The sequence below is a fragment of the Streptomyces sp. NPDC005263 genome, assembly GCF_042872365.1.
Lineage (GTDB): Bacteria > Actinomycetota > Actinomycetes > Streptomycetales > Streptomycetaceae > Streptomyces.
On sequence record NZ_JBIAKJ010000001.1, the window covers coordinates 1228761 to 1253101 of the forward strand.

25 protein-coding genes and 1 tRNA gene are annotated in these 24341 nt (G+C 72.5%); 19 read left to right on the forward strand and 7 right to left on the reverse strand.

The annotated features are described in order from the left end of the window. Nucleotides 1-691 precede the first annotated feature (691 nt). A tRNA-Pro gene (locus tag ACFYRY_RS05575) sits at nt 692-765 on the reverse strand. A gap of 126 nt (nt 766-891) precedes the next feature. Here ACFYRY_RS05575 and ACFYRY_RS05580 point away from each other — a divergent pair. Together ACFYRY_RS05580 and cobF are read left to right on the forward strand one after the other, a co-directional pair. Next, entirely contained in the window at nt 892-1413 is a 522-nt protein-coding gene (locus ACFYRY_RS05580; RefSeq protein ID WP_389140335.1) for a DUF309 domain-containing protein, read from the forward strand. A gap of 94 nt (nt 1414-1507) precedes the next feature. Next, nucleotides 1508-2278, forward strand: a complete 771-nt coding sequence (gene cobF, locus ACFYRY_RS05585) for a precorrin-6A synthase (deacetylating) (protein WP_389140337.1) — start codon at nt 1508-1510, stop codon at nt 2276-2278. Between the two features lie 30 nt (nt 2279-2308). On the opposite strand, the gene ACFYRY_RS05590 is transcribed toward cobF, so the two are convergent. Further along, entirely contained in the window at nt 2309-3055 is a 747-nt protein-coding gene (locus ACFYRY_RS05590; protein WP_389140339.1) for a cobalt-precorrin-6A reductase, read from the reverse strand. A 71-nt stretch (nt 3056-3126) separates the two neighbouring features. Then, nucleotides 3127-3900, reverse strand: coding sequence for a sulfite exporter TauE/SafE family protein (locus tag ACFYRY_RS05595; protein WP_389140341.1), 774 nt, complete (start codon nt 3898-3900; stop codon nt 3127-3129). 164 nt (nt 3901-4064) lie between these two features. Between ACFYRY_RS05595 and ACFYRY_RS05600 the strand changes: the two genes are divergently transcribed. The 4 genes from ACFYRY_RS05600 to ACFYRY_RS05615 all read left to right on the forward strand — a co-directional run bounded on the left by ACFYRY_RS05600 (nt 4065) and on the right by ACFYRY_RS05615 (nt 6060). Beyond that, nucleotides 4065-4874, forward strand: a complete 810-nt coding sequence (locus ACFYRY_RS05600) for an alpha/beta hydrolase (RefSeq protein WP_389140344.1) — start codon at nt 4065-4067, stop codon at nt 4872-4874. A 65-nt stretch (nt 4875-4939) separates the two neighbouring features. Further along, nucleotides 4940-5197, forward strand: coding sequence for a WhiB family transcriptional regulator (locus tag ACFYRY_RS05605; protein WP_389141104.1), 258 nt, complete (start codon nt 4940-4942; stop codon nt 5195-5197). Next, entirely contained in the window at nt 5194-5676 is a 483-nt protein-coding gene (locus ACFYRY_RS05610) for a Dps family protein (protein ID WP_389140346.1), read from the forward strand. The genes ACFYRY_RS05605 and ACFYRY_RS05610 overlap by 4 nt, the downstream gene beginning before the upstream one ends. Nucleotides 5677-5727: 51 nt before the next feature. Continuing rightward, the gene (locus tag ACFYRY_RS05615) at nt 5728-6060 is read left to right on the forward strand and encodes a DUF3140 domain-containing protein (RefSeq protein ID WP_389140348.1); all 333 of its coding nucleotides are present in this window, start codon (nt 5728-5730) and stop codon (nt 6058-6060) included. Nucleotides 6061-6215: 155 nt separating this feature from the next. Here the strand turns inward: ACFYRY_RS05615 and ACFYRY_RS05620 are convergent, their stop codons facing one another. Further along, entirely contained in the window at nt 6216-6671 is a 456-nt protein-coding gene (locus tag ACFYRY_RS05620; RefSeq protein ID WP_389140350.1) for a potassium channel family protein, read from the reverse strand. Nucleotides 6672-6878: 207 nt separating this feature from the next. On the opposite strand from ACFYRY_RS05620, the gene ACFYRY_RS05625 reads away from it, so the two are divergent. The 5 genes from ACFYRY_RS05625 (at nt 6879) to ACFYRY_RS05645 (ending at nt 11848) form a co-directional block, all read left to right on the forward strand. After that, the gene (locus tag ACFYRY_RS05625; RefSeq protein ID WP_389140352.1) at nt 6879-7757 is read left to right on the forward strand and encodes a hypothetical protein; all 879 of its coding nucleotides are present in this window, start codon (nt 6879-6881) and stop codon (nt 7755-7757) included. 139 nt (nt 7758-7896) lie between these two features. Then, a complete protein-coding gene (locus ACFYRY_RS05630) occupies nt 7897-8709 on the forward strand; it encodes an SAM-dependent methyltransferase (protein WP_389140354.1) in 813 nt (270 codons plus the stop codon). Nucleotides 8710-8760: 51 nt separating this feature from the next. Then, on the forward strand, nt 8761-10161 hold the full coding sequence (locus tag ACFYRY_RS05635) for a glutamine synthetase family protein (RefSeq protein WP_389140356.1): 1401 nt from the start codon (nt 8761-8763) through the stop codon (nt 10159-10161). Nucleotide 10162: 1 nt separating this feature from the next. Continuing rightward, nucleotides 10163-11296 (forward strand): amidohydrolase family protein, encoded by a 1134-nt coding sequence (locus ACFYRY_RS05640; protein ID WP_389140358.1) that lies wholly within the window; start codon nt 10163-10165, stop codon nt 11294-11296. 24 nt (nt 11297-11320) lie between these two features. After that, entirely contained in the window at nt 11321-11848 is a 528-nt protein-coding gene (locus tag ACFYRY_RS05645; protein ID WP_356768780.1) for an NUDIX hydrolase family protein, read from the forward strand. Nucleotides 11849-11890: 42 nt separating this feature from the next. Here the strand turns inward: ACFYRY_RS05645 and ACFYRY_RS05650 are convergent, their stop codons facing one another. From ACFYRY_RS05650 to pdxA, 3 genes are all read right to left on the reverse strand, one after another. Then, nucleotides 11891-12571, reverse strand: coding sequence for an SDR family NAD(P)-dependent oxidoreductase (locus ACFYRY_RS05650; protein ID WP_389140360.1), 681 nt, complete (start codon nt 12569-12571; stop codon nt 11891-11893). Nucleotides 12572-12595: 24 nt separating this feature from the next. After that, the gene (locus tag ACFYRY_RS05655; protein ID WP_389140362.1) at nt 12596-13399 is read right to left on the reverse strand and encodes a DeoR/GlpR family DNA-binding transcription regulator; all 804 of its coding nucleotides are present in this window, start codon (nt 13397-13399) and stop codon (nt 12596-12598) included. Nucleotides 13400-13475: 76 nt separating this feature from the next. Next, the gene (gene pdxA, locus ACFYRY_RS05660) at nt 13476-15818 is read right to left on the reverse strand and encodes a 4-hydroxythreonine-4-phosphate dehydrogenase PdxA (protein WP_389140364.1); all 2343 of its coding nucleotides are present in this window, start codon (nt 15816-15818) and stop codon (nt 13476-13478) included. 218 nt (nt 15819-16036) lie between these two features. On the opposite strand from pdxA, the gene ACFYRY_RS05665 reads away from it, so the two are divergent. The 8 genes from ACFYRY_RS05665 to ACFYRY_RS05700 all read left to right on the forward strand — a co-directional run bounded on the left by ACFYRY_RS05665 (nt 16037) and on the right by ACFYRY_RS05700 (nt 24254). Then, complete coding sequence (locus ACFYRY_RS05665) at nt 16037-17611, forward strand: ABC transporter substrate-binding protein (protein WP_389140366.1); 1575 nt, start codon at nt 16037-16039, stop codon at nt 17609-17611. 3 nt (nt 17612-17614) lie between these two features. Next, a complete protein-coding gene (locus tag ACFYRY_RS05670) occupies nt 17615-18544 on the forward strand; it encodes an ABC transporter permease (protein WP_389140368.1) in 930 nt (309 codons plus the stop codon). 1 nt (nt 18545) lies between these two features. Further along, entirely contained in the window at nt 18546-19460 is a 915-nt protein-coding gene (locus ACFYRY_RS05675; RefSeq protein WP_389140370.1) for an ABC transporter permease, read from the forward strand. A gap of 3 nt (nt 19461-19463) precedes the next feature. Beyond that, a complete protein-coding gene (locus ACFYRY_RS05680) occupies nt 19464-20327 on the forward strand; it encodes an ABC transporter ATP-binding protein (protein WP_389140372.1) in 864 nt (287 codons plus the stop codon). After that, nucleotides 20324-21244: an ATP-binding cassette domain-containing protein gene (locus tag ACFYRY_RS05685; protein WP_389140374.1), complete on the forward strand. Its 921-nt coding sequence runs from the start codon at nt 20324-20326 to the stop codon at nt 21242-21244. Before ACFYRY_RS05680 ends, ACFYRY_RS05685 begins: the two co-directional genes overlap by 4 nt. Next, complete coding sequence (locus ACFYRY_RS05690) at nt 21241-22230, forward strand: aldo/keto reductase (RefSeq protein WP_389140376.1); 990 nt, start codon at nt 21241-21243, stop codon at nt 22228-22230. Before ACFYRY_RS05685 ends, ACFYRY_RS05690 begins: the two co-directional genes overlap by 4 nt. A gap of 78 nt (nt 22231-22308) precedes the next feature. After that, entirely contained in the window at nt 22309-23088 is a 780-nt protein-coding gene (locus ACFYRY_RS05695; RefSeq protein WP_389140378.1) for an HpcH/HpaI aldolase/citrate lyase family protein, read from the forward strand. Next, entirely contained in the window at nt 23085-24254 is a 1170-nt protein-coding gene (locus ACFYRY_RS05700; protein WP_389140380.1) for an exo-alpha-sialidase, read from the forward strand. Before ACFYRY_RS05695 ends, ACFYRY_RS05700 begins: the two co-directional genes overlap by 4 nt. The last annotated feature ends 87 nt before the right edge of the window (nt 24255-24341 follow it).

Sequence of the window (24341 nt, forward strand, 5' to 3'; positions counted from 1 at the left end):
GCGAGCTATACCGCAACGCGGGCATCCTCTCAGCCGAGTTGTGTCCGACCCCCCGGACGGCCCTCTAGGTGCCGGATGGCCCCTGTCTCACGCTGGCCCAAGCCGCACTCGTCCACGTCGACCCTTGAAGCCTCCACTCCCGAGACCTACTTGACAGTCGGCGCCGACGACCTGCTCCGCCACTGACCGACGTCGAGGCCACCGGCACGGTGAAGTTCGCAGACCATGCATGCACATGCCGCAGGGAACCTCATCGCCGCTGGGGGCGCCCTGGACCTTATTGGGCCGTCCGGCTGCATCAACGGGCAGCATTAGGGTTCAACAGCCGTAATTGGCACGAGCCAGCAGGCCCATCGACATCCGTGCCACACGCCGCCTCAGGGCCAAGCCGGCGCGATGCCAGACGTCGATAGCTGCCAGCCTCCGGGAGGTCACGTCCGATGAAGTGGTGTACCGACGGCCATTCCACGAGACGGGCCCCGCCGCCATCAGCTGTCCGGGACGCACTAGAAAATCACAGGTCAAACCATGTATCCGCGCCACCGGCCTGCCATCTGCGGCGCACTTTGACTGGGTCAAGGTGCGCCACAGCCCCTTCAACGTGAACTGGTCCCCAAGCGGTCCCCAAGAATAATCAAGGGACCGCTTCAGATTTCCTCTGAAACGGCCCCTGACCTGCGACTGTCTCCAGTCGGGACGACAGGATTTGAACCTGCGACCCCTTGACCCCCAGTCAAGTGCGCTACCAAGCTGCGCCACGTCCCGATGCGCCCCCCACGGTGAGCCGTGGGAACGCGCGGACAGAACTTTACCGCACGTCGGGGGCCTGCTCGATGAGGGAGGGCGTGGGGTGGTCGCGGCCGTCGGGGGCCGGCGCGGGACAATCGACGTATGGGCAGTGCATCCGCAGGACGGCAGGCCGGCGCGCGGGACCGGGACGACGAGGGGCGGGCCCGCAACGCCCGGCCCCGGGACGGGCTGGGGCGGCCACTGCCGTACGGCTCGGACGGTGTCGCCCGGCAGCCCGAGGGTGTTGTCCGGGCCCCGCGGGAGAGCGTCGCGGAGGCGCAGTCGCTGTTGGACGGGGGAAAACCGTTCCACGCGCACGAGGTGTTCGAGGACGCCTGGAAGTCGGGGCCCGAGGGCGAACGCGCGTTGTGGCGGAGCCTCGCCCAGCTCGCCGTGGGCCTGACCCACGCGGCCCGGGGCAACGTGACCGGCGGCGCCCGGCTGCTGCGGCGCGGCGCGGACGCGCTGGCGGAGTGGGCGTCGGCCACCGGGCGTCACCGACCGTACGACATGGACCTGCCGGGGCTCTCGGCGTGGGCACGGGAGCTGGCGGAGACCGTGGAGCGGGACGGCGGGGGCGTGGACGCGCGGGATCGGGCGCCGCGGCTGCGGGGGGTGTCGTAACCACGACACCGGGATCGCCGGAAACCGCGGCGCCCGCGGGCGTCGGCGTGGACGCGGTGTCCGCGGTGTCGGTGGGGTGGGGCAGACTCGGGGCGTGCGAAAGATTCATGTCATCGGTATCGGCGCGGGCGACCCCGACCAGCTCACCCTGCAGGCCGTCAAGGCGCTGCGCGACACGGACGTGTTCTTCGTCCTGGACAAGGGCGAGGTGAAGGCGGACCTGGTGGGACTGCGCCGGAACATGCTGGACGCACATGTGCCGCGGGGGACGTACCGCGTGGTCGAGGCGCGTGATCCGGAGCGCGACCGGGCCGCGGGCGGCGCCGCGTACTCCCCGGCCGTCGGGGACTGGCGCAGCGCCCGCGCGGAGATCTACGCGCGGCTGATCGCCGAGGAGTTGGGCGAGGGCGAGAGCGGCGCGTTCCTGGTGTGGGGCGACCCCGCGCTGTACGACAGCACGATCGGGATCCTGGACGAGATCCTCGACCGGGGCACGGTGGACTTCGTCTACGAGGTCGTGCCGGGGATCAGCAGCGTCTCGGCGCTGGTCGCCCGGCACCGCACCGGCCTGAACCGGGTCGGCCGGCCCGTGCAGATCACCACCGGCCGGCGGCTCGCCGAGGGATTCCCCGAGGGCGTGGACGACGTGGTCGTGATGCTCGACGCCCATCAGACCTTCCTCCGGTACGCCGACCAGGACATCGACATCTACTGGGGCGCCTACATCGGCACGCCGGACGAGATCCTCGCCGCCGGCCCGATCGCCGAGACCGCGCCCCGTATCGAGCGGCTGCGCGCCGAGGCCCGCGAGCGCAAGGGCTGGATCATGGACACGTATCTGCTGCGCAGGCGTCGCCGGGACTGACGGCCCGCGCGCGAAGGGCGTGGGCCCCGGTCAGTGCGGGTCGAGGCCGAGCCAGGCCAGTACCCCCGCCACATCGGGCACCGTGGTGACGGCTTCGGGCAGGGGCGGTCGCTGTACGACCACCACCGGCAGGCGCAACGCGCGTGCGGCCGTGAGCTTGGCGGCCGTGGCCCCTCCCCCGCTGTCCTTGGTCACCAGGACGTCGATGCGCTGGTCGCACAGGAGCGCCGTCTCGTCGGCCACGGTGAACGGCCCCCGGGCCAGGAGGACTTCGGTGTGCGGCGGCGTCGGCGGCTGGGGCGGTTCCACCGACCGTACGACGAAGTGCAGGTCCGTGAGGTCGGCGAAGGCGGCCAGGCCCAGCCGTCCGGTGGTCAGGAACACCCGTCGGCCGAGCCGCGGCAGCAGGTCCGCGGCCGCCGACAGGGAGGTGACCGGATACCAGCGGTCCTCGGGGCCGGGGTGCCAGCCCGGGCGGCGCAGCACCAGCGCCGGGACACCGGTCGCCGCCGCGGCCCGTGCCGCGTTCGCGGTGATCGACTCGGCGAAGGGGTGGGTGGCGTCGACGAGTGCGTCCACGCGCTGCTCGCGCAGCCAGTCGGCCAGCCCGTCCGCTCCCCCGAAGCCCCCGATCCTGACCTCGCCGGTGATTGCCCCCGGACGCGCCACGCGCCCGGCGAGCGAGGTCGTGACCCGGACACCAGGACGCGCCACCAGGGCGGCGGCCAGCTCACGGGCCTCGGCGGTGCCACCGAGGATGAGGACGTGCGTGGACATGGCGAGAGCCTACGAGGTCCCGGACGCGGGCGTACGCCAGCCGCCGCTGCTGGAACCTGTCCCAGCAGCACCTAGCGGAGCAGCAGTTGCAGGCCGCCCACGATCGTCGCCGCGATCACCAGCCGTTCGAACAATCGCTGGTTGATCCTGTTCACCGCCCATTTGCCGATGAACGCCCCCGGCACCACGAACACGGCGAGCGCCGCGTCGAGGAGCAGCGAGTGGCCGTCGATCAGGCCGAGGCCGACGCTGAAGGGCACCTTGGACACGTTGACGATCAGGAAGAAGAAGGCGGAGGTCCCGAGGAAGCCGAGCTTGCGGAAGCCCGCGGAGAGGAGATACATCGACATCACCGGGCCGCCCGCGTTGGCAACCATCGTGGTGAAGCCGCCGAGGACGCCGTACGAACGGGCCTTGACGCGGCCCGCCCGGCTGGCGACGGTGTCCGGCTGCTCCTGCGCGTCGGCCGTGCGACGGCGCCACACCGTCACTCCGGCCATCAGCAGCAGGATCGCGCCGATCGAGGTCCGGACAACCCCGTCGTCCGCCCACACCAGGAACAGCGTGCCGGCGACCACGCCCACGGCGACCGCCGGGAACAGCCGCCACAGGGTGGGCCAGTGGGCGTGCCGACGGTAGGTGAGCACGGCGAGCACGTCTCCGGCGATCAGCACCGGCAGCAGGACGCCGGTGGAGGCCCGGGCGGGCAGGACGGCCGCGAAGATCGCCAGGCTGACGGTGTTGGCCCCACTGACGGCGGTCTTGGAGAAACCGACGAGGAGGGCGGCGAAGGCGAGGGCGGCGAACTCCCAGCCGGATATGTGCCAGAGGGTCATCGTGTTCATGCGAACACCGATGCTATGTGCAAGGAACCGGGGCCCGGAGGAGCGTCTCGTCAGGTGGCCGGTGCCGGCACGGTTCCCGCGTCGTGGTGCGGCAGCGCCGTATGGATGGGTCGGCCGGCCCCTGGGAAGATCCCCAGGAGCCGCACCGACCCCCCGGAGGAGACATGACCGACTCCCGCGAGCACGTCCTGCCAGGAACCCGGGGCGCGATCAGCGCGCGGGAGTGGCCGGCCGAGCGACCCCGGTATGTCGCGCTGCTCGTCCACGGGTACGGCGAGCACATCGGCCGGTACGAGGAGCTCGCCGGGGTTCTGGTGGGGCACGGAGCGGCCGTGTTCGGGCCCGACCACGTCGGGCACGGAAGGTCGGCGGGCGAGCGCGTCCTGATCGAGGACTTCGAGGACGTGGTCACCGACGTGCACACCGTGGCCTCGGCCGCCCGGAGCGCGTATCCGGACGTACCGGTGGTGATGGTCGGGCACTCCATGGGCGGTCTGATCGCGGCCCGCTACGCACAGCGTCACGGCGACGCCCTCGCCGCGCTGGTGCTGTCCGGACCGGTGATCGGCACGTGGGAGCTGCCCGAGCGGCTGCTGGCCCTGGACGAGATCCCCGACACGCCGATCAGCCCGGCCGCGCTGTCGCGCGACCCTGCGGTGGGGGCGGCCTACGCGGCGGATCCGCTGGGGTGGCACGGACCGATGAAGCGGCCCACGCTGGAGGCGTTCGCGCGCACCCTGAAGACCGTGTCCGGCGCCGGTGACGTGGGTCGGCTCCCGCTGCTGTGGCTGCACGGCGAGGAGGACCGGCTGGTGCCGCTCGCCGGGAGCCGGGTCGGCGTCGAGGAACTGAGCGGCGGCCGGCTGACCGAGCGGGTCCGCCCGGGTGCCCGGCACGAGGTGTTCCACGAGACGGACCGGGCGACGGTCTTCGCGGAGGTGACTCGCTTCGTGGACGAGGTGCTCACCAGCTGAGACAGCACACGTCAGGCGAGGCCACGAGGTGTTTGCACCACTTCGACCTGGGCACCCGCGCTGCCATGGAGTGGTTGCGCCGTGCTGCCTGCGTGGGGACGGACCCCGAGGTGTTCTTCCCCGTGGGCACGACCGGACCCGCGCTGCGAGACATCGCGGCCGCCAAGCGGGTCTGCGCCCGCTGCCCGGTGGTCCCCGAGTGTCTGGCGTTCGCGCTGGACTGCGGGCAGACCTCGGGCGTGTGGGGCGGGACCTGCGAGGAGGAACGGGACGCGCTGCTCCGTTCGGCCGGACAAGACGCCAGAAGGAGAAGCATCGTATGACTGTCGTGAAGAGCACGATTCCCGACTCCGCCCGGCAGGTGGTCGGGGACGCGCTGCAGAGCACTCTGGTGGACCTCGTCGGGCTGTCCCTGATCGGGAAGCAGGCCCACTGGAACCTCGTGGGACCGCGTTTCAGGTCGATCCACCTGCAGCTCGACGAGGTGGTGACGGCCGCGCGCGAGTTCTCCGACACCGTGGCGGAGCGCGCCGCGGCGCTCGGGCTGCCGCCGGACGGCCGGCCGGAGACCATCGCGTCGGCGTTCACACTGCCGAGCCCGAAGGACGGCTGGGTACGGGACACCGAGGTCGTCCAGGTAATGGTCGAGGCCCTGGAGGCGGCCATCGGGCGACTGCGCGAGCGTATCGAGGCGACCGACAAGGCCGACCCCGTCTCCCAGGACCTGCTGATCACCATCACCGCCGAGCTGGAGAAGCAGCGCTGGATGTTCGACGCGGAGAACTGGCCCAGGGCCGACTGACCGGCACCCGTACCATCCCGGTCCGAACTCGTATGCAAGGAGGGGCACTTGATGACCGACGCCCTCGAAATGGACGCCCTGTGGGAGGACTTCCACCGCGCGGTGAACATGACCTCACAGGAGCTGGCCGCCTGGCTGCGGGTGCGTGAGGCCGACGAGAACGCGGAGCCGCTGCCGGAACACGCGGGCACGCCCACGGGAGAGCACGTCCTGGCCATCCTCCAGAAGCGGCGCACGGATCTCACCGAGGACGACATCCGCGTGATGTACGACGTCGTGGACACCGTCTCCGAACAGATGACCGCGGAGAACGAGCCCGAGGCGGAGGAGACGCGCCGTCGGCAACGCCTGATGACGATCGGCCACGACCCGCTGAGGCCGTGATGTGAGCAGTGAACGGCAGGGTGCGCGTCACCGCGTCACCCCCCGGCAAACGCGTCGCCCCCCGGCAAAGACGAACAGCGTCGCCCCGGCCCCAAGCGGGCCGGGGCTGCCGCGGTGCGGCGGAACGGGCGGGCACGAGCCGCGCCGCCGCGGCGTCAGTCGTCCTTCGGCCGGCCCGCGATCAGTCGTTCCAGGCGGTCGAAGCGCTCGTGCAGGGCGTGGACGTCGGTGCCGATCTCGCGGGCGATCCGGCCGCGCCGTTTTCTCTCCCGGCCCACGAACCAGGTGGCCAGGGCCGCCGTGACCATGCCGTACGTGGTGATGCCGACGACCATCATCACCGCGCCGACGATCCGGCCCCAGAGGGTCACCGGGTAGAAGTCGCCGTATCCGACGGTGGTCGCCGTCTCCACCGACCACCACAGGGCTCGCGGATAGGTCGTCAGGTTGGCGTTCCTCGCGCCCTGTTCGGCGGCGATCACGGCCCATGAACCGGTGAGCATCACGACCACGAGGATGATCAGCGCGGCACCGGCCGCCCTCAGGTGGAGGGAGTGTCCCTCGCGGTCGAGCAGCGCCGCGACCGCCCTGGCGAGGAATCCGGGCAGCATGACCGCTCCTTGGGGTCCGGGGGCCGGGTGCGGACGGTGTCGTACACAGGACAGTGTCGTCGTGGGGGCGCGGTCGGGCATGCCGGGCGGGGCGTTCGAGTCGCCGTCGTCGAAGCGGTCCGCTCACCCGAACGGGCCGGTGCGCTGGTGTGCCGCGAGGGCCGGTGGTCGGCTGGGGGCATCTGTCGATCCTGGAGGCGTCCCGTCATGACCGCTCGTCCGCCCCGCGCCCCTCGCCGCACGGTCACGGGGGGTGCCCCCGCCGTCCGCTTCCTCGCGTCGGCCCTGGCGGCGGGTGTGCTGCTGACCACCTCGGCCTGCTCGGACGACGACAGCGGCGGGCAGGGTTCGGATGTCTCCGCGTCGCCCGTCGTGGACGGGACCCGGGTACCCTCCCCGCTCACCACGACGTCACCCACTCCCTCGGGCGGCCCCCGCCTCACCGTGGCCGGAGCGCGGGCCGCGCTGATCACCGAGGCTGACATCGAGGACGACTGGACGAAGGTCGCCGACGCCGCGTCCTGGCGCGACAAGCTGCTGGTCGACAAGGTGGACGTCGCCGACTTCCTCACCGCCAAGGCCGACGCCGCCCATTGCCAGCGGCTGCTCGACTCGCTCTACGACCAGGACCTGCTGGGCAAGCCGTCGGGGGCGTCCGCGCTGACCGGCTTCGAGGAGGCCGACTCCCGGCTGCTCTACCAGGTCGCCTCGTACGGCCAAAAGGCCCTGGACGACTCCCTGGACTGGCTGAAGTCCCTGCCGACCCAGTGCGACCAGTTCACCGCGGTCGACTCGGCGGGCGACAAACGCACGGTCCAGGTGACCGAGAACCCGGTGCCGAAGGAGGGCGACGCCCGGCAGGGACTGCAGGTGGTCGTGCAGGGCACCGCGGACGACGTGCCCACCACGCTCACCCTGGACGTGGCCGTCGTACGGGTGGGCACCGACGCGATCACCGTGACCGCCGGCGGGCCCCACGGCGGCGCGAACGACTCCGTCGAGCGGGCGGTCCAGCAGGGCACCCCGCGCCTGAAGGACGTGCTGGCGGGCCGGACACCGGCCGCGGACCCGAGTGAGGTCGACTGACCGCCTCCCGCGTCTCCCCCGCCCGCCCTCGCCGCCCTGCCGTCCACCGCCGCCCGCACCTCCGCGGCCGTTCCCGGGACAACGCTGATCATCGGGCGGCACAATGGCGACGACGGCAGGCGCGAGAAGGAGCACAGACGTGAGCGACGGCCACACCCCCTCAGACACGCCCGCGAGGCTGAACACCGCTGTGGCGCACAACGCGCGCGTCTGGAACTACTGGATCGGCGGCAAGGACAACTACGAGGTCGACCAGCAGGTCGGGGCCCAGGTGGCGGGAATGTTCCCGATCATCCGGGAGGTCGCCCGCGCCGACCGCTGGTTCCTGGGCCGCGCGGTGCGGTTCCTGGCCGAGGAGCGGGGCGTACGGCAGTTCCTCGACATAGGCACCGGGCTGCCCACGGTCGACAACACCCATGAGATCGCCCAGCGGATCGCACCGGACTCGCGGATCGTCTACGTCGACAACGACCCGATCGTCCTGGTCCACGCCCGCACCCTGCTCACCAGCACCGCCGACGGCGTCACCGACTACATCGACGCCGATGTGCACGACCCGGACGCCATCCTCGAACGCGCCGCGAAAACCCTCGACTTCGACCAGCCGATCGCGGTGATGATGCTGGGCATCCTCAACTTCGTGCTGGACGCCGAGAAGGCCCGGGACATCTCCCGCCGAGTCATGGCCGCGATGCCGTCCGGCAGTTACCTGGCCCTCACCCACCCCACCTTCGACGCGGACCTCGGCGGCGAGGGCCAGATCCCGGCGATGACGTTCTGGAACGAGAACGCCACCCCGCCGATCACCGCCCGCAGCCGCGCGGACATCGCCGCCTTCTTCGACGGACTTCAGCTGCTGGAGCCGGGGCTGGTGTCGTGTTCGCAGTGGCGTGCCGAACCCGACTCCCCCGTCGTGGTACCGCAGTTCGGCGCGGTGGCCGTGAAACCCTGACGCAGGCGCCGACCCGGCCACGGGTCCGGCCGGGCTCGCCGAGGAGGACGTATGACCACGCTTGCCGACCCCGTCCCCGGCGGGCGTCCCGGGGACGTCGAACGGGCCGCGGCGCTCGCCGGGGAACTGTCCGGGCGCGGCGTGCACGGCATCGTCCTCGCCTACGTCGACACCGCGGGTGTCACCCGGGTGAAGACCGTCCCGACGGCCCGGCTCACCGCGGCGGCGGCCTGGGGTGTCGGCATGTCCCCGGTGTTCGACACCTTCCTGGCGAACGACTCGATCGTCACCACCGACGTGCTCGGTTCCCCGGACGGCGATCTGCGGCTGTATCCCGACCTGGACCACCTGGTGGTGCTGGCCGGGCAGCCGGGCTGGGCGTGGGCGCCCGTGGACCGGATCACCCAGGAGGGCGCGCCTCATCCGGGGTGCGGCCGGACCGTCCTGCGCCGGATCGTCCGGGAGGCCGCCGACCACCACGGCCTCACCTTCCGGGCCGGTATCGAGGTCGAGTGGTCCGTGAGCCAGGTGCCGTCCGGCGGGGACTTCGTGCCGGCGACGACGGGACCGGCGTACAGCGCCACCCGGCAGGTCGAGCTCAGCGACTACACCGCCGACCTGCTGGCCGCGTTCGCCGCGCAGGGGGTCGAGGTGGAGCAGCTCCATCCCGAGTACGCGGCCGGGCAGTTCGAGGTGTCCGTGGGCGCGCTCGATCCGGTGGCGGCGGCCGACCGGAGCGTGCTGGTGCGGCAGACCGTCCGCGCGGTGGCGGCCCGTCACCACCTCGCCGTCTCCTTCGCTCCGGCGGTCTTCGCGCAGGGGGTCGGCAACGGCGGCCACATCCACCTCTCCGCCTGGCGGGACGGCGTGAACCTGCACTCCGGGGGCGCGGGCCGGTACGGCATGACCAAGGAGGCCGAGTCGTTCACGGCGGGAGTCCTCGCTCACCTGCCCGCCCTCACCGCGGTGACCGCTCCGAGCCCGGCGAGCTACCTCCGGCTCAGACCGTCGCAGTGGGCCGGGGTGTTCACCGCCTGGGGCCGCGAGACCCGGGAGGCGGCGGTACGGGTGATCACCGGAATGTCGGGCGCGCGCGACCAGGCCGCGAACCTGGAGGTGAAGCCGGTCGACCTGGCCGCCAACCCGTATCTGGCGCTCGCCTGCCTGATCGCCGTCGGCCTGGACGGGGTGACGTCCTCGGCCGCGCTGCCCGAGGAGATCACCGGGGACCCGGCCCGGTTCGGGGCCGAGGAGGCGGCGGCCCGCGGTGTGCGCCGACTGCCCACCTCGCTGGACGAGGCGGTCGAGGAGTTCCGCGAGGACGCACGGCTGCGGGACGCGCTGGGCCCGGTCCTCGCGGACGCGGTGATCGCCGTACGGCTCGGGGAGAGCGCCGCCGTCCACGGGCTGGACGACGAACAGGTGGCGGCGGCGTACCGGTGGACGTACTGACGTGGGCACGGGACCCGTCCACGAGAAGCTCGCCGCGGTGCGGCTGGTGGACCACCACTGCCACGGGGTGGCCACGGACGACCTGGACCGTCCGGCGTTCGAGTCGCTGCTCACCGAGGGCGAGCCCTGGCCGGGGATCTCGCCCTTCGACAGTCCGGTCGGGGTGGCCGTACGCCGCCACTGCGCTCCCCTCCTCGACCTGCCGCGGCACGCCCCCGCCGACGAGTACCTCGCCCGCCGGGCCGAACTCGGCGCCCTCGAGGTAAACCGCCGGTTCCTGACCGCCGCGGGCACCGGTGTGTTCTGCGTGGACACCGGCCACACGCCGATCCCCCTCAGCACACCACGGCAGGTGGCGGAGGCCGCCGACGCCACCGCGTACGAGGTGGTGCGGCTGGAGAGCGTCGCCGAGTCCGTGGCCGCCGGCGGAGTCGAACCGGACGGGTACGCCGATGCGTTCCGTGCGGCGGCGGAGGCGGCCGTGCGACGGCCGGGTGTGGTCGCGGTGAAGTCGGTCGCCGCCTACCGCACCGGCTTCGACCTGGATCCCGTGCGGCCCTCGGCCGCGGCGGTCACCGAGGCGGCCCGCCGCTGGCTCGCCGACGGGGGCCGGCTGGCTGACCCGGTGCTCGTACGGCAGCTGCTGTGGACGGCCGTGGACCTGGGGCTGCCGCTTCAACTGCACACCGGGTTCGGTGACGCGGACATCCGTCTGCACCGGGTCGATCCCACGCATCTGACGGACTGGCTGCACCTGACGACCGGCACGATCCCCGTGCTGCTGCTGCACTGCTGGCCCTACCAGAGGCAGGCCGCCTACCTGTCGGCGGTGTTCGAGCAGGTGTACCTCGACGTGGGTCTCACCCTGCACCATGTGGGCCCCGCCCGGGCCCGGGCGATCCTGGCGGAGGCGCTGGAGATCACCCCGTTCCGCAAACTGCTGTACAGCTCCGACGCCTATGGTGTGGCCGAGTTCTACCACCTCGGCGCGCTGGCCTTCCGCCAGGGCCTCGCCGGTCTCCTGCAGGACCGGGTGGACGCCGACGAGCTGAGCCTGCCGGACGCCCTGCGGATCGCCGCCTGGGCCGGTGCGGACAATGCTCACCAGGTCTACCGCTTTCCAGCCACCTCCTGAAAGTATGATCAAGCAATGTCTGACATGACCGATACCACGCCCGGTTGGCTGAGTTCCGACGAGCTCGAGTCCGCGCGCGCCCGCATGCCGATCCTGTACGTCGAGGCGGTGCCCGTGCGCGTCGACGACAGCGGCGAAGTCACCAGCATCGGACTGCTGCTCCGCATCGGTCCGGACGGGACGGTCAGCCGGACCCTGGTGTCCGGCCGGGTGATGCACCACGAGCGCGTCCGGGACGCCCTGCTGCGCCACCTGGAGAAGGACCTCGGCCCGGTCGCCCTGCCCCGGGTGCCGACCTCCCTGCAGCCCTTCACCGTGGCGGAGTACTTCCCGACCCACGGCGTCACCCCGTACCACGACCCGCGCCAGCACGCGGTGTCGCTCGCCTACGTGGTCCCGGTCACCGGCGACTGCCGCCCCCGGCAGGACGCCCTGGACCTGGTCTGGTTCAGCCCGCAGGAGGCCCTGTCCCCGGCGGTGCAGAGCGAGATGCCCGGCGGCCACGGAGTCCTGCTCAAGCAGGCACTGGCGCATGTGGGCTGCGTGGTCTGAGGCCCGCCGTCCTGCTGGGGGCGGGCGCTGTTCAGGCGCCCGTCACAGTGAGGCCCCGGCGCACTGGACGAGCTGCTGGCCGGTGATCGCGCCGCCGTCCGGTCCGAGCAGGAACGCGGTCAGCCCGGCGACCTCGTCGGCGGAGACGAACCGGCCGAGGGGCGGATGTGCCGGAGGCGTGCGGGCGCGGCCGGGGTCGGACAGCATCGGCGTGTCGGTGGGGCCGGGGGCGACGACGTTGACGGTGATGCCGCGGCCGGCCAGCTCGGCGGCCCAGGAGCGGGCGAGCGCGGGCAGCGCGGCCTTGGTCGCGGCGTACTGGCTCTTGCCGGGCACACCGGTCGCGGTGCGGCTGCCGACGAGGACCACACGGGCCCCGTCGGGCAGCCGGTCCGCGAGCGTGTCGACGAGGATCGTGGCGGCCTGGACGTGCACCCGCCACATCAGCTCGCCGTCGTCGGCGGACAGTTCGCCCAGCGGTGCGGAACGCTGCAGGCCCGCGGCGTGGACGACCGCGTCGGGGGCGGGTACCCGGTCGAGGATCCGGACCAGCGCGGTGGGCTCGGCCAGGTCCGCCGGGAGCCAGGTCAGTCCCGGCGCGGGTACCGGGCGGCGTCGGCTGATCCCGGTGACCCGCCATCCGTCCCGCAGCAGGCGACCACTGATCGCCTCGCCGATGCCCGAGCTGACGCCGGTGACCAGGGCGTGCCGCGCCTCAGACATGACAGACCCGGGCGTGGGACAGGGTCACGGCGTGTGCTCCGGCTCGGTGGAGTGCGCCACCTCGGTCAGGACCACCTCGACGCCGCGCCCGCGCAACTCGTCCACGATCGACGGGTCGGCGCCGTCGTCGGTGACGAGGGTCCAGTCGGCGGGGAGCTTCGCCCAGGCGTGGAAAGGGCGGCGGCCGAGTTTCGCCGCGTGCGCGAGGACGTAGACATGGTCGGCGCGGCGGGCCATCAGTTCCTTCAGCCGCGTCTGGCGCAGGTCGGCCTCGCAGATGCCGTGCTCGGGCGAGATGCCGTCGGTGCCGAGGAAGACCCGGTCGAAGGTCATCCGTTCCAGCGCCGCCTCGGTCAACGGGCCGACGAAGCCCTGGCTCAGGGGCCGCAGGGTGCCGCCGAGACACTCGACGTGCACGGTCTCGACGTCGGAGAGCTCCTGCAGGGCCGTCAGCCCCGTGGTCGCGACCGTCAGTTCCTTCGCGGAGCGCAGTTCGTGGGCGAGGGCGCCCACGGTCGATCCGGCGTCCAGCAGCACGGTCTCACCGGCACGCACCTCGGCGGCGGCCCGGCGCGCGATGGCACGCTTCGCCTCGAACGCCTCACCCGTGCGCTGCCGGAGCGACGCCTCGGGGTGGGCGGTCAGCGCCATGGCGCCGCCGTAGGTCCGGGCCAGACGGCCGTCGGCGGTCAGCCTGGCGAGGTCCCGGCGGATCGTGGAGGCCGTGACGCCGAAACGCTGCGACAACTCCTCGACGCTGGTGAGGCCGGTCGTGGTGGCCACGTGCAAAATCAGTTCACGCCGGGCCTTGGATTCGATGGGAGACATCTGTCGTGGAGTCCTTTTCTGCGGAGTCCTCTGCGGCGCGGACTGCGAATACCGCGCGGACCGCGAAGCGGCGGTCTCAGCGGACCGGTACGGACGACATCTCGGCTGCCTGGCGCATGGCCTCGACCATGCTACCGGCCTCGGCCACACCCTTGCCCGCGATGTCGAAGGCCGTTCCGTGGTCCACCGAGGTACGGATGACGGGCAGCCCGACGGTCAGGTTGACGCCCGCCTCGATGCCCAGCACCTTCACCGGGCCGTGTCCCTGGTCGTGGTACATCGCGACGATCAGGTCGTAGTCACCGCGCCCGGCGAGGAAGAAGGCCGTGTCCGCCGGGAGGGGGCCGCGGGCGTCGATGCCGTCCGCGCGCAGCACCTCCAGAGCGGGGACGATCTTCTCCTCCTCCTCGCCGTAGCCGAACAGTCCGTTCTCGCCGGCGTGCGGGTTGATGCCGCAGACACCGATGACCGGCTTCGCGACACCGGCCCGGACCATCGCCTCGTGACCGCGGCGCACCGTGCGTTCGACCAGGCCGGGCTCGATCCGCTGCACGGCGTCGATCAGGCCGATGTGGGTGGTGACGTGAATGACCTTCACCTTGGGGGTGGACAGCATCATCGACACCTCGTCCGCGCCGGTGAGGTGGGCCAGCAGTTCGGTGTGGCCCGGGTAGAGATGCCCGGCCAGGTGCAGGGCCTCCTTGTTGAGCGGCGCGGTGCAGATGCCGTGCACGACGCCCTTCATCGCGAGGCCCGCGGCGACCCGTACGTACTGGTAGGCGGCCTCGCCGGCGGGGGCGGACAGTTCGCCCCAGGGCAGGTCGGCGGGGAGCAGACCGAGGTCGACGACGTTGACCCGGCCCGGCGGGAACTCGGCCTCGGCCGGGCTGGTCACGGTGACGATGTCGCAGTCGGTGCCCTGGATCGCGGCGGCCTGCCGGAGCCGTTCGGCGTCGCCGATGACGACGGGGCGGCAGCGGGCGAGGGTGTCCGGGTGCAGCAGCGCCGGGACGATCACCTCGGGGCCGATGCCCGCGCCGTCCCCCATGGTCACCGCGATGAGCGGCAGCGAACGGTGGTGGTCGGCGGTCGGGGTCACGTTCACCGGGAGGTCTCCTTGCGGTGGGAGGTGGGGAAGGTCCGGCCGGAGCGCCGTGGCGATCCGCAGCAGGGAGTCGGGGTCGCCGAAGCTGCCGGGCCGGGTGACGACATGGCGTCCGTCGGGTGTGCGTGCGTGGACGGCGCCGTGGTGGATCTGGCCGAGCGGCGCCAGGTGCGGAACACCGAGCGCGTCGAGGACGCGGCGGGCGGTCTCACCCCCTGTCAGGACGAGGTCGGCGTCGCCCGCCCGGTCGGCGGCGAGGCGGGCGAGTCCGGACACCAGACGGCGGGCCGAACCGGGCCGGATGCCCGGGCCGCTGTCGATGCTGAGGACGGTGACACCGTCCGACGCGTCGTCAGACGGATCCGACGCGCCCTCGGGTGACGGGGCGTCGGAGTTCGGGACGCCGGAGTTCGGGACGTCGGAGTTCAGAGCGTCGGGGTGCACGCGTACATGGCGCGCGCCGAGCTCCGTAAGGTGCGCGATCTGCGCAGGCGCCGCGGGGTCGGCGGTCCCGACGACGACCAGAAGGGGACGTCGCCGACGCCTCCCGGCCGGAGCCGCAGCCCGAGTGCCCTGCTCCGCCCCGGTCGGCGCCGGTACCCCCTCGGTACGCCTCAGCAGGCGGCCGACCGACGCGGCCAGGCCGCCCGTGCCCACCAGACGGACCCCGGGCCCGCACGCGAGGGCCGCCTCGACGATCAGGTCGAGGTCGGTGTCCGTCTCGGCGTCGCACACCGGCAGGTGCCCGAAGGCGATCGCGGCGCGCAGTGCGGCGGGCAACGCGTCGCCCCGTACCGCGTCCAGCGGGACGAGCGTCGTACGGCCGTCGTCGAGCGCGGCGGGGATCGACGACGGGGGTGCGGCGCTCTCCGCCCGCCAGGCGTCCGTGGTGTGCAGGGGGACGCCGTCGAGATGGACGACCCCGCCGCGGACCGTGCGGCCGACGGCGGGCAGGGCGGGGGCGACGACGACGCCCTCGGCGCCGTCGGCACAGGCGGCCGTCTCGGCGGCGAGGTTGCCCCGCAGGAGCGAATCGACCTTTTTCAGCACCAGCACGTCCGGGGGCACGGCGTGCAGGGCCTCGCGTACCCGCCGGGCCGCCTCGGCGGCGGGCAGGTTCCGGCAGTCGAGGTCGACCACGAGTGCCTCGCCGTCCGGCAGCGGGGCCGAGGAAACCAAGGAAAGGGGACCGAGCACGATCCGGCTCGGCACACCGAGCGCCACCGCCGTCTCCGCCGCCCCGGACAGGTCGTCGGCGAGGGCGAGGACACGCCGCGGCGCCCGCTCGCCGCGCAAGGGGGAGGGGAAAGACACGTCATCCTCCTGGACCCGTAGTGGACCGGTGGTCGAACGAGGCACGCGGGGCGACCTCGCCGCTCGATGATGACACAGCCTGCGCGATGTGCGCGAGACCCCTTGCGTGATTCGCGCAACCGTGGAACGGTTTCCGGCGCGACAGAAACCGACGGCGTCCTGCGGGACCGGACGTCGTCCCGAGCCCGTCGCCGCACAGAAACCCCGAGAGGTCGACGATGACCCGAACTCCCCCGAGTGAGACGCCCAGCCGTCGCACCCTGCTGCGCGCCGGCGCCGCGGGCGGCGCCGGTCTCGCTCTCTCCCCGCTGGTCGGCTGCGCCGGCCCCACCGGCTCCCCCGGCCCCGGCACCCTCACGCTCGGGCTGAACCGCTCACTGGTCAGCCTGGACAACAAGCTCAACCAGTTCGACGCCGCGGTGACCGTGCAACGGGCGGTGCGCCAGGCCCTCACGGCCATCGGTCCGGACATGCGACTCGGACTGGTCCTCGCCGACCGGTTCGAGATGACCGCACCGACCACCTGGAGCGTCCGCCTGCGCGACGGGATCCGCTACTCCGACGGACGGCCGGTGACCGTCGACGACGTGGCCACCGCGGTGCGGATGTACGGAAAGGTCGCCGGCTCGTTCATCCTCGGCCTGTTCCCCGAACTCCCCGAGGTGGAGGCGACCGGCGAGCGCACCTTCCGGCTCCACACCCGCAAGCCGGTGCCCGTCCTGGACCGGCTGATGGCCAACATCCTCATCACCCCCGCGAAGGACAACCGCCCCGAGGAACTCCGCTCCGGCGTCGGCACCGGCCCCTACCGGGTGGCCGGCGCGAACAGCGGCGCGGGCGAGTACACCCTGGCCCGGGTCCCGGACTACTGGGGCAGGCGGCCGTCCGTCGAACGGGTCCGGGTCCGCTTCGTGCCCGAGGAGTCGAGCCGGGTCGTCTCCCTGCGCAGCGGCGAACTGGACGTCATCGACACCATCACCCCCGACTCCGCCGAACAGCTCACCGGGCTGCCCGGCGTGCACCTGGAGCGGACCTCCGGGGTGCGGATCTGCCAGCTCTTCTACAACTTCCGCAAGCCGAGGAAGCACCCGCTCGCCGACCCCCGGGTGCGCCGGGCTCTGTCGTACGCCATCGACGGCGAGTCCATCGTCCGGGACGTGCTCACCGGCTCGGCCGAGCAGGCCCGGGGAGTCGTCCCCCTCAGTCTCCAGGGCGCCGAGCGCACCGGCGGCTACGTCCACGACCCGTCACGGGCGCGGCAGTCGCTCCGGGCCCTGGGCGCCGACGGACTGCGGATCAGGATCATCTGGGAGTCGGGCGAGTTCGCCGCGGACGCCTCCGTGATGGAGGCCGTCGCGGAAATGCTGAAGGAGGTCGGTGTCCGCGCCGACCTGCGACAGTTCGAGCCCGGCGGCGACATCCTCAAGTGGCGCCAGGGCAAGGGCGGCGACTGGGACGTCATCGGCAACGGCTTCCCCGGCCCCACCGGTCAGGCCGTCACCATGCTGCAGGCGATGTACGCGGGCACCGCCGAGGACGAACGCACCGGTGACGCGTTCATGGGCTATGTCGTCCCGAGCATCGCCCGCCAACTGTCCGACGCGGCCACCGAGACCGACACCGCCACCCGCGACCGCAAACTGGCCGTCGCGCAGCACGCCGTCTGGGACAGCTGGCCGGCGATGTGGGCCTTCGTACCGAAGACCGTCCTCGCCCGGCGCGCCCGCGTCGAGGGCATCCGGCTGCTGCCGGTCAACTCCTACGACCTGACCGCCCTGCGGCTGGAGGGCTGAGCCGTGACCACGTACCTCGCCCGCCGTCTCGGGCAGAGCCTGCTGACCGTCTTCCTGACCCTCTCCACGGTCTTCGTGCTGGTCAGGCTCGCTCCCGGAGACCCCGCCTCCGCCTACGCGGGGCCGACCGCCACCAGCGCCGACCTGGAGCGGATCCGCAGCCAGTTCGGCCTCGACAAACCCCTGATCACCCAGTACGGCGTCTTCCTGCGCGACCTCTTCAGCGGCGATCTCGGCACCAGTTACTCCTTCCACGACTCCGCCCTCAACGTGGTCCTGGACCGTATGCCGTACACGATCACGCTCTCCGTCGCGGCGATCGCCGTCACCGTGGCCGTCGCGGTCCCCCTCGGCGTGTGGATGGCACGCCGCGCCGACACCGCGCGCGAACTCGGAGCCAACGTCCTGACCATCGCCGGGCAGTCCATGCCGGACTTCTGGACCGGCGTGATGCTGCTGACCGTGTTCGCCGTGCTGATGCCGGTGCTGCCCGCCTCCGGCTTCACCTCCTGGAGCGGCCTCGTCCTGCCGACGCTCACCATCGCGACCCTCCAACTCGCCCTCATCTCACGGCTCGTACGCCGCGAGATGACCGCGGCGCTCGCCTCGCCCTACATCACCGTGGCCCGCTCACGCGGTGTCTCCGAACGGGCCCTGACCTGGCGGTACGCCCTCGCCAACTCGTCCGTCCCGCTGGTCACCGCGATCGGCACCCGCTTCGCGGCACTGCTCAACGGAGTCGTCGTGGTCGAGGTCGTCTTCGGCTGGCCAGGGGTCGGCTCCCTCGTCGTCCGCGCCCTGGAGACCCGCGACTACCCGCTCATCCAGGCGACCGTCCTGGTCACGGCGACCCTCGCCATCCTCGTCCAGCTCCTCGTCGACCTCGCCTACCCGCTGCTCGACCCGCGGGTACGACTCGGAAAGGCGGCCTGACATGTCCGCCACGCTCACCCCGTCCGACTCCACCGCCCGGCCCAGCGCCGTCACCGCGAGGCAGCTGGCCCGCGCCACCGCCACGAGGCAGCGGCGCACCGCCCGCCACAAGCTGTGGGCCGGAGCCCTGTGCACCGCGCTGGTCGCCCTGCCGGTGGCCCTCGCGTCCCTGCTTCCGCTGCCGGACCCGGACGCCCAGAACCTCGCGGGGCGCCGGCTGCCGCCGCTCACCGACGGGCACCTGTTCGGCACCGACCAGCTCGGACGCGATCTGCTCTCCCGCATCCTGCACGGTGGTCAGGTGTCGCTGTCCGTGGGCATCCTCGCCGTCCTCGTCTCCGGCGTCATCGGGATCACCGCGGGCTCGGCGGCCGGCTACTTCGGGGGCTGGATCGACACGGTCGTCAGCCGGCTCCTGGAAGCGCAGCTGGCGCTGCCCCTGCTGATGATGCTGCTGCTCGTCGTCGCCCTCTTCGGCCCGTCGGTCACCGTCATCACGTGCGTGATCGCCATCGCCCAGTGGCCGGAGGTGGCCCGGCTGACCCGCTCCCTGGTCCTCGTCGAGCGCGAGAAACCCTATGTGGCGGCCGCCCGTCTGCTCGGCATGCGCAGCTGGTCCGTCCTGGGGCGGCACATCGTCCCCAACATCCTGCGCCCCGCGAGCCTGGTGGTCCTGCTGCTGCTCGCCCAGGCCGTGCTCCTGGAGAGCGCCCTCAGCTTCCTGGGCGCCGGACCGCAGCGGCCGTTCGCCACCTGGGGCCGCATCATCTCCGACGGCCAGGACTACATCACCACCTCCTGGTGGCTGGTCACGCTCCCCGGCCTGGTCATCGCCGTCCTCGTGGTCGGCGTCAACCTCATGGGAGACGGTCTGCGCGACCGCATCCGCACGACGAAGCCGGCGAAGGGAGCCTGAGCCATGACCCGCGACACCCCGCCGCCCTCCGGCGCCCTGCTGGAGGTCGAGGACCTGCAGATCGAACTGCTCACCCACCGCGGCGTCGTCCGCGCCGTCGACGGCGTGAGCTTCACCGTCGGACGCGGTGAGACCGTCACGCTGATCGGAGAGTCCGGCTCCGGCAAGTCCACCACGGCGATGGGCGTGCTGCGGCTGCTGCCCGAAAGACTCGCCGTGCTGTCCGGCACCGCCCGCATCGGCGGCGAGGACGTCGTCGCCGACCCCGAGGCGGCCCGGCGGGTGCGCGGTCGCACCGTGTCCCTGATTCCCCAGGACCCGATGACCGCGCTCAGCCCCGTCCACACCATCGGGCGGCAGCTCGGCGACGCGCTGCGGCTGCGCCACCCCGGCGTGTCCCGGGCGGAGGCCCGCGAGCGCGGCACACACCTGCTGGACCAGGTACGGATCAGCAGGCCCGAGACCCGCTGGAAGGCGTACCCGCACCAGTTCTCCGGCGGCATGCTGCAGCGCATCCTGATCGCCGTCGCGCTGGCCGCCGAACCGCGGCTGCTGGTCGCCGACGAACCCACCTCCGCCCTGGACGCGACCGTCCAGGCGAGCGTCCTCGACCTGCTGATGGAACTGCAGGAACGCACCGGCGTGGGCATGCTGATGATCACTCACGACCTCGGGGTCGCCCGGCTGGTGTCCGACCGCATCCACGTCATGAAGGAGGGCCGGTTCGTCGAGTCGGGGCCGGCCGAGCAGATCGTCGAGCGGCCCGCGCACCCGTACACCGGGAAACTGCTCGCGGCCGTCCCGAGCCTCGGGCCCTGGGACGAGGACGGGCTCGACGCCCACAGCGCACAGGGAGCAGCCCGATGAGCCCAGCAGCAGTGACACCGGACGCGGCCGACCCGTCAGCGTTCCTCGCCGTCGAGGACCTGGTCGTCGACTACCCCACGCCGACCGGCACCGTGCGGGCCGTCGACCACGTCAGCTTCAGCGTGCCCCGGGGCGGCTCGCTCGCCGTCGTCGGCGAGTCGGGCAGCGGCAAGTCGACCATCGCCTGCGCGATCGTACGGCTGCTCAAGCCCGCCTCGGGGCGGATCGTGCTGGACGGCACCGACCTCGCCGCGCTGCCCGAGCGGCGCCTGAGGCCGCTGCGGTGCCGCGTCCAGATGGTCTTCCAGGACCCCTACGGATCCCTCGCCCCGCACCTGACCGCCCTGGAGATCGTGGCCGAACCGCTGCGCGTGGCGGGCGTGCGGGACAAGGCCGAACGGCGCCGCCGCGCCGCCGAACTGCTGGACCGGGTAGGACTGCCGACCACCGCGCTCGAACGACGTCCCGACGAGTTCTCCGGCGGCCAACGGCAGCGCATCGGTATCGCCCGCGCCCTGGCCTCGAAGCCCGACCTGCTGGTGTGCGACGAGGCCACCTCGGCCCTCGACGTGTCCGTGCAGGCCCAGGTCCTCGATCTGCTGCGCGAACTGCGCGAGGAGACCGGCATCACGTACATCGTCATCGCCCACAACCTCGGCGTGGTGCGCGAGATCAGCACCGACGTCGTCGTCCTGAAGGCGGGACGGGTCGTCGAGCGCGGCCGTACCGCCGATGTGCTCGCCGCCCCCGCCGACCCCTACACCCGCGCGCTGCGCCGCGCGGCCCTCGACCCCACGGCGATCAGGGGACTCAAACCCCGCACCCGGGCGGCCACGACCCCGGCCACGGCGGAGTCACGCACGTCCGACACCCCCGACACCCCCCTCACCGTCTCACCGGAAGGAACCGTCACATGACCACCGGCATCGAACTGCCGAACGTGCCCGTGCCCCTGTCCCGGCTGGTGCTCGGCACCATGACGTTCGGGGACACCGTCGACCGGGCGGGCGCCGCGGACATGCTCGGGACGGCGTTGGAGGCGGGCATCACCGGGGTGGACACCGCCAACGGCTACGCCGGCGGCGAGAGCGAACGCATTCTCGCCGAGCTGCTGCCCGCGCACCGCGACCGGATCGTGCTCGCCACCAAGGCGGGCATGCCGCACCCCGACCAGGGGGAGCACGCCCCGCTGTCCGCCCCCGGTCTGCGGGCCGCTCTGGACGGCAGCCTCAAACGCCTCGGCACCGACCGGGTGGACCTCTTCTATCTGCACCAGCCCGACCGGACCACACCCCTCGCCGAAACCCTCGCCACCGTCGCCGAGTTCGTCGCCGAGGGAAAGGTCCTCGCGCTCGGGGTCTCCAACTACGCGGCCTGGCAGATCGCCGAACTCATGCGCGTCGCCGACGAGGTGGGCGCCCCACGCCCGGTCGTCGCCCAGCAGCTGCACAACCTGCTCGCCCGCCGGATCGAGGAGGAATACGTCGAGTATGCGGCGTACGCCGCCGCCACCGGTCTGCGCACGATGGTCTACAACCCGCTCGGCGGCGGCCTCCTCACCGGACGGCACCGCTACGAGAAGGCACCCGAGGGCGGACGGTTCGGCGACTCCCGGCTCGCTGACATGTACCGGCAACGCTACTGGGACCCGCGCCTGTTCGACGCGGTCGCCGAACTGACCCGGGTCGCCGAGGGCGCGGGCATCCCGCTCGCCGAACTGGCTCTGCGCTGGCTCCTGGACCGGGACTCGACCGACGCCCTGCTGCTCGGCGGTTCCCGCACCAGCCACCTGCGCGCCAACCTCGCCGCCGCCCAAGCCGGACCGCTGCCCGCCGACGTCACCGACGCCTGCGACGAGGTCGGCGCCGGCCTGCGCGGCCCCATGCCCGCCTACAACCGCTGAGCCTCCCCCACGGAACCCCGAAGCACCCTCCCGCGCTGCCCCTCTCTTCCCCCCCGCCCCTGTGAGGAACAACCGCCCATGACCCCCGCAGAGTTCACCGCCGCCCTGCGCGCCCGCGAGCGACTGCTCGGCTACTGGTGCCTGATGGACGCGCCGGTGGCCACCGAACGCATCGCCCGCCTCGGCTACGACTACGTCGCCCTGGACGCCCAGCACGGCCTGTTCGGCTACTCCGGCATGCTCAACAACCTCCTCGCGATCGACAACCGGGGCTCCACGGCCGTCGGCCTGGTCCGGGTGGAGGCCAACGACCCCGCCCCGATCGGCCGTGCCCTCGACGCGGGCGCGACCGGAGTGATCGTGCCGCTGGTCGACACGGCCGCGCAGGCCGCCGAGGCCGTCGCCGCCGTCCGCTATCCGCCGCTCGGCCGGCGCTCCTACGGTCCGATGCGCTCGGCGCTGAGGATCGGCCCCGACCCGGCCGACGCGCACGACGCCACGGTCGTCCTCGCCATGATCGAGACGGCCGAAGGGCTCGCCGACGTGGAGGCGATCTGCGCGACGCCGGGCCTCGACGGCGTCTACGTCGGCCCTTCCGACCTGCGCATCGCCCTCGGCGGCGCCTCGTCCACGGACCCGGCCCTGGCCGACGCGTTCGAGGCCGCGCTCGGCACCGTACGCGAGGCGGCGGCCGCCGCGGGGATCGCCGCGGGCATCCACAATCCGGACGGCACGAGCGCCGCCAAGCGCCTCGCCGAGGGCTTCACCTTCGCGACCGTCGCCTGCGACCTGGTGCACCTCGAGCAGACCGCCCGCGATCACCTGGCCGCTGCCCGGACCCCTGGAGAAGCACGGTGACGAACCCACTCCTCGACGCCTTCGACCGCATCGACACCACGCTGCCGACACCGGCCGTGCAGAACCACGCCGCCAACCTCACCGTGCTGGCCGGCGGGGAGCTCGGCTGCGTCTGGTTCGGCGGCACGCAGGAGGGCATGGCGGACATCAGTGTGTGGTTCTCGCGCCTCGCACCGGGCACCACCACATGGACCGAGCCGGTCCGTCTCTCGGACGACCCGACACGCTCCGAGCAGAATCCCGTGCTCTTCCCCACCCCCTCCGGCGCCCTGTGGCTGCTGCACACCGCCCAACGGGGCGGAGACCAGGACACCGCGGAGGTACGGCTGCGCGTCAGCCACGACAACGGCACGACCTGGGAGGCGACCCGCACGCTGTTCGCCGCGACGCCCGGGGGCGGTGGCGTCTTCGTCCGTCAGCCCCCCGTCGTCCTGCCCACCGGTCGTCTGCTGCTGCCGGTCTTCCGCTGCCTGACCTCGCCCGGCGAGAAGTGGTCGGGCGACCTCGACACCAGCGCCGTCATGATCAGCGACGACGAGGGCGGCACCTGGCGCGAGGAGCCCGTGCCCGGATCCACGGGCCTGGTCCACATGAACGTCCACCGGTTGCCGGACGGCTCGCTGCTCGCCCTCTACCGCAGTCGGCGCGCCGACGCCGTGCACCGGTCCGTGTCGCTGGACGACGGTGACACCTGGAGCGAGCCGGAGCCGCTCGGGCTGCCGAACAACAACTCCTCCATCCAGTACGTCCCGTTGGACGACGGGCGTCTGGCCCTCGTCTACAACCACAGCAGCGCCGCCGACGCGACCGCCCGCCGCGTCTCCCTCTACGACGAGATCGACGACACGGGCGGACTCGCCGACCACAGGGCACCGGGCGGCTCTGCGACCACGGCCGTCCGGCAGACTCCCTCGACCGCGTTCTGGGGTGCCCCGCGCGCCCCGCTCAGCCTCGCCCTGTCGTCCGACGGCGGCCTCAGCTGGCCGCTGCGCGCCGACCTGGTGACCGGAGACGGCCACTGCCTGACCAACAACTCCCGCGACGGCCTCAACCGCGAGCTGTCCTATCCCTCGGTCACGCAGACACCGGACGGCGCCCTCCACATCGCCTACACCCACCACCGCAAGGTCATCCGCCATATCCGGCTCAGCCCGCGGGAGCGGTGAGGTGAACGCCCGCTCCCCGGGCCTTCGGGCCCGCGGGCGGCGGTCGCGTTCGACGTCGAACCCATTGACCGAGATGCCGGCGGCGCC

Bases quoted from the DNA above. Each gene is read 5' to 3' on its own strand.
- ACFYRY_RS05695 (WP_389140378.1), top strand. From the start codon at position 22,309: ATGACCCCCGCAGAGTTCACCGCCGCCCTGCGCGCCCGCGAGCGACTG.
- ACFYRY_RS05605 (WP_389141104.1), top strand. From the start codon at position 4,940: ATGGAGTGGTTGCGCCGTGCTGCCTGCGTGGGGACGGACCCCGAGGTG.
- ACFYRY_RS05635 (WP_389140356.1), top strand. From the start codon at position 8,761: ATGACCACGCTTGCCGACCCCGTCCCCGGCGGGCGTCCCGGGGACGTC.
- ACFYRY_RS05680 (WP_389140372.1), top strand. From the start codon at position 19,464: ATGACCCGCGACACCCCGCCGCCCTCCGGCGCCCTGCTGGAGGTCGAG.
- ACFYRY_RS05590 (WP_389140339.1), bottom strand. From the start codon at position 3,055: ATGTCCACGCACGTCCTCATCCTCGGTGGCACCGCCGAGGCCCGTGAG.
- ACFYRY_RS05580 (WP_389140335.1), top strand. From the start codon at position 892: ATGGGCAGTGCATCCGCAGGACGGCAGGCCGGCGCGCGGGACCGGGAC.
- ACFYRY_RS05610 (WP_389140346.1), top strand. From the start codon at position 5,194: ATGACTGTCGTGAAGAGCACGATTCCCGACTCCGCCCGGCAGGTGGTC.
- ACFYRY_RS05665 (WP_389140366.1), top strand. From the start codon at position 16,037: ATGACCCGAACTCCCCCGAGTGAGACGCCCAGCCGTCGCACCCTGCTG.
- ACFYRY_RS05650 (WP_389140360.1), bottom strand. From the start codon at position 12,571: ATGTCTGAGGCGCGGCACGCCCTGGTCACCGGCGTCAGCTCGGGCATC.
- ACFYRY_RS05595 (WP_389140341.1), bottom strand. From the start codon at position 3,900: ATGAACACGATGACCCTCTGGCACATATCCGGCTGGGAGTTCGCCGCC.
- ACFYRY_RS05685 (WP_389140374.1), top strand. From the start codon at position 20,324: ATGAGCCCAGCAGCAGTGACACCGGACGCGGCCGACCCGTCAGCGTTC.
- ACFYRY_RS05690 (WP_389140376.1), top strand. From the start codon at position 21,241: ATGACCACCGGCATCGAACTGCCGAACGTGCCCGTGCCCCTGTCCCGG.
- ACFYRY_RS05600 (WP_389140344.1), top strand. From the start codon at position 4,065: ATGACCGACTCCCGCGAGCACGTCCTGCCAGGAACCCGGGGCGCGATC.
- ACFYRY_RS05620 (WP_389140350.1), bottom strand. From the start codon at position 6,671: ATGCTGCCCGGATTCCTCGCCAGGGCGGTCGCGGCGCTGCTCGACCGC.
- ACFYRY_RS05675 (WP_389140370.1), top strand. From the start codon at position 18,546: ATGTCCGCCACGCTCACCCCGTCCGACTCCACCGCCCGGCCCAGCGCC.
- ACFYRY_RS05615 (WP_389140348.1), top strand. From the start codon at position 5,728: ATGACCGACGCCCTCGAAATGGACGCCCTGTGGGAGGACTTCCACCGC.
- ACFYRY_RS05625 (WP_389140352.1), top strand. From the start codon at position 6,879: ATGACCGCTCGTCCGCCCCGCGCCCCTCGCCGCACGGTCACGGGGGGT.
- ACFYRY_RS05645 (WP_356768780.1), top strand. From the start codon at position 11,321: ATGACCGATACCACGCCCGGTTGGCTGAGTTCCGACGAGCTCGAGTCC.
- ACFYRY_RS05655 (WP_389140362.1), bottom strand. From the start codon at position 13,399: ATGTCTCCCATCGAATCCAAGGCCCGGCGTGAACTGATTTTGCACGTG.